Raw genomic sequence first — 3487 nt, forward strand, 5'->3', positions numbered from 1 at the left:
AGATGCGGGTCAGGACAGGCCTTACATATCGCGATGGCACTGTGCCGCGCCAAGACCCGTTGCGTACAGCGATCGAGACGGCCCCCTTCCTGAGGGCTTGGCTGTGTGGAATAGGGCTTGACGTACAAGGTTTGGAGCTGGCGAACCTAATGGCCCAGCCCGGTCAACTGACGCGCCCAGTAATGACTTGTGGAACTGGCTTTCATGCCGACGAGGCAAGGACTGAGCCGCGCGAAGAACGGCAATAGCTGAGTGCGCGGCGAAGGCAGGTTGAAAGCGACCTCGTCACTTTCAGTGATCCCGTAACCCTGAAAGAGGCTCGTGGCGAGATTGATCCCAATTGTTTTGACCTGCAGGGGGCGGCTCCTCTGCGCTCGCAGATCATTAAAGCTGCACCATGGTGCAAAACGACGCCGGTTGGAGCATGAGCAATCCACCCCATCAGCTGTGCGAGAGCTGCACTGCAGCATCGGTTGATGATTTAGACGACAGGATTGGCGCTGATTTGATCAATCGCAATCAGAACCACTTGCGAACGTTTACGCTGACTGCCGAGAGAGCGTTCATCAAATCGGAAACTTGGCAGTATGGCACGCAATATGGAACAGACGATAATTTCGAAATCGCAATTGATCTCCGACAGATCTTGCAATCTGGAGATGTCGGCGATCAAACAGATGTCGATCCTGAACGCGAAAGTGCCCGACGCGGCGTCGCTTGCGTGGGGTCTGCCGTCATTCCGGACACCTGTGCCAATTCGGACCGCAACCAAGCAGGCGCTGGAAAACGATCCAAAGGCCGGCATGTACGCATTGCCCGGCGGACTGCCCGAGCTCTGCGTTGCCGCCGCACGAGAACACGAACACAGAACAGGACAATGCGTCGATCCTGACAAGCAGGTGATGATTTCGGCGGGAAACATGGAGGGGCTTCAGACCCTTTTCCACGCAATTGTGGACCAAGGGGATGAGGTCATCGTCACTGACCCCGGTTTCGTGTCACATATTTCACAGATCCGGTTCAATGGCGGTGTGCCGGTTTTCTGGCCCATGAATGAAGCCAGGGGGTGGGACTTGGACATCGACGCTCTGCCAGAGCTGATCAGCCCGAAAACGAAGGCCATCGTTCTGGTCAATCCGTCGAACCCAACCGGTGCAATACTGTCCAGAAGAACGCTGCAGGGGGCGGCGCGCATCGCCCGTGCCCATGGTATTTTGATCATTATCGATGACCCATATAGCCACTTTGTCTATGACAACCGCGACCGCTTCTTCAATCTTGCCTCCGATCCCTCTGTCGCTGACTGCATCGCCTATCTTTTTACATTCTCAAAAGCCTACGCCATGAGTGGTTGGCGGGTCGGATACATGGTCGTCCCCGAAGCACTGCGCAATGAGATCGTCAAGATCCACGATCTGACGATGATCTGCACTCCTCGAATAAGCCAGATCGCAGCGCTGGCCGCGCTGGAAAATGAACCGGTTCACCTGGTCGAGTTTGAACGCATATTGGACCGTCGCCGTTCATTGATTTGTGAGCGGCTTGACCGATTGCCGCATGTCTTTAGCTATGTCCGCCCGCAGGGCGCCTATTACGTCTTTCCCCGTGTACTTGTTCGCCATGACAATGCTGATCGGTTCGCGCGCGATCTGCTGGACCAGGTGCACGTGACGGTCACGCCAGGCAGCGCATTCGGTCCGTCGGGCGAGAACCATGTCCGGATGGCCTATTGTGTCGAGGACGACGTGATCAACCTGGCCTTTGATCGACTGGAGGCCCATTTTGGGGCCTGACGCGACCTTGTTCACTGATAACATAGATCGGTGCGTTGCGTCACTCGACCACGTTTAGTGGCCGAGGCTGCCTGAGCGCCACTCGACTCGATCGGTTGCGTTCGCAGGCGGAATGTTGTGGGCGAGGACTGGTCTTCGCCTGACCGTGACTAACAGGTTTCTCAGTCAGGCTTGTCAACAAAACGCAGGGTGCTTACGGGGCGCACGAAGCTGGCATGAGGCCCTTCATCGGCATCTTTGACATCGACGCTCAACTCGACGGTGTCACCTTCATTCAGATCGTCATATCCATCGTTGGCGACACTATTGCGATGGAAATAGACAAGCCGCCCGTCCGTGGTCGAGATCTGCCCACTGTCCGTGTATCCGTTCAACGAGCTGATCCGCCCTTGCAGCGGAGCGGCATGGGTCTCCGGTCTGCCCTTGTTCTGATTTTGCCATTTTCGAAGTTGCCGCTCCATGGCATTAAAGGCGTCTCTGATTGCGACGTAGACATCAGTATGTGCGTGATCATCACCGGGGCGACGGTCAATATGGAGGGTCGAGCCGGGCATCTGAAGGCTGATGTCGATCTCGTACTCCTTGTCCTTGTGACGATGGTGTGGCGCGCGCACCCAAATCTGGCATCGTACAATTTCGGCGTTCATCGCCTCCAGTTTGTCGACACGTTCGCGAATGCGCGCTTCGATTGCTTCGGAATGATCGATATCCTTGAAGGTGACTTCGGCAGGTGTTTCCATGGTTGGCTCTCCCGTTGATACCTTAGCAGAATACCGCTTCCGGCCTCTGAGGATCTTGAGCCAAGTCAATTGGCCGACGACCGACGCCCGGTAACTGCGGTCGGCCAATGCCCGCCCAGCCGACAAAAGCGGTGTTCTGCATAGTTTGATTGATCTGCCTCAACCGTAGCGGGGACCGGTTATGTAGTCTGTGCGCGAACAGCCTGGCGCGATGTCATGGGCAAAAGTCACCTGTGATCAACGAAATCCTGATCGAACCATAGCCATGATTAAGATTAACCTGTTCCCAAACCCAAAGGAGAGGCAAGAATATGGATGAGCACCTGATCAGCTATGAGGAAGTCAAACGCCTGTTCGGCGATATCGGCGACCATAAAATCGCCGAGATCATCAACAGCGGCTTGCCAATTTCCGAACTGGAAAAAATCGTCATTCTCCTCGCAGCCGACACGGACCATATCAGGGACACCGGGCGGCTCGTTCCGGAATCACAAGACCTCTACAACCTGCTTCGCCGCGACGAAGAAGCGTGGGAGGAGGACGGCAACTAGCCCCCCCGCTCAAGACGGGACGCCGCCGGAGCGGAAAGCAGGTCTCATCATCCTAGCATGACCTTCGGCGCACCATTTTCGGCAGCGGTGTTCACAATTATATGGATCGCTTCGGCATTGACGAAACGCCCTGCCATGCGACAACCTGATATGGGCGACCTGAAGATTGATGCGCTCGCCGCCGATAGTGGTCCAATTCTCGCTCCAGTCGAATTGGAACGCCTCGCCGAGCTGAAATACTAACGGCACAAACGTACCGCGCCCTGTCGTTTGCTGCGCGCGCTGCCGGTCTGCTTTCCAACAAGATCGTTGGCTGGCGGGCCTCCAGATCACAGCAAACGCAATTTGTTCTGGATGCTTTGGAACAGGCCCTTTACGAACGACGGCCCACGGATAACCTGAT

General features: G+C 56.0%; 4 protein-coding genes and 1 pseudogene. 3 read left to right on the forward strand and 2 right to left on the reverse strand.

Translation table 11 applies throughout. The features are described from left to right. A partial coding sequence (locus AC221Y_RS22030; RefSeq protein WP_486708448.1) for a hypothetical protein occupies positions 1-248 on the forward strand: 248 nt, incomplete at its 5' end. A 339-nt stretch (positions 249-587) separates the two neighbouring features. Then, positions 588-1793, forward strand: a complete 1206-nt coding sequence (locus AC221Y_RS22035; protein WP_486708449.1) for a pyridoxal phosphate-dependent aminotransferase — start codon at positions 588-590, stop codon at positions 1791-1793. A gap of 161 nt (positions 1794-1954) precedes the next feature. Here the strand turns inward: AC221Y_RS22035 and hpf are convergent, their stop codons facing one another. Beyond that, the gene (hpf, locus tag AC221Y_RS22040; protein WP_486708450.1) at positions 1955-2533 is read right to left on the reverse strand and encodes a ribosome hibernation-promoting factor, HPF/YfiA family; all 579 of its coding nucleotides are present in this window, start codon (positions 2531-2533) and stop codon (positions 1955-1957) included. A gap of 311 nt (positions 2534-2844) precedes the next feature. Here hpf and AC221Y_RS22045 point away from each other — a divergent pair, with 311 nt between their 5' ends. Further along, positions 2845-3084, forward strand: a complete 240-nt coding sequence (locus AC221Y_RS22045; RefSeq protein WP_486708451.1) for a hypothetical protein — start codon at positions 2845-2847, stop codon at positions 3082-3084. A gap of 123 nt (positions 3085-3207) precedes the next feature. Here AC221Y_RS22045 and AC221Y_RS22050 read toward each other — a convergent pair. Then, positions 3208-3384 (reverse strand): annotated as a pseudogene (locus tag AC221Y_RS22050) (IS21 family transposase); the annotation flags it as partial. Between the last annotated feature and the right edge of the window lie 103 nt (positions 3385-3487).

This window comes from Boseongicola sp. (genome assembly GCF_057460485.1).

Coding starts and splice junctions, on each gene's coding strand:
- hpf (WP_486708450.1), bottom strand. CDS start 2,533: ATGGAAACACCTGCCGAAGTCACCTTCAAGGATATCGATCATTCCGAA.
- AC221Y_RS22045 (WP_486708451.1), top strand. CDS start 2,845: ATGGATGAGCACCTGATCAGCTATGAGGAAGTCAAACGCCTGTTCGGC.
- AC221Y_RS22035 (WP_486708449.1), top strand. CDS start 588: ATGGCACGCAATATGGAACAGACGATAATTTCGAAATCGCAATTGATC.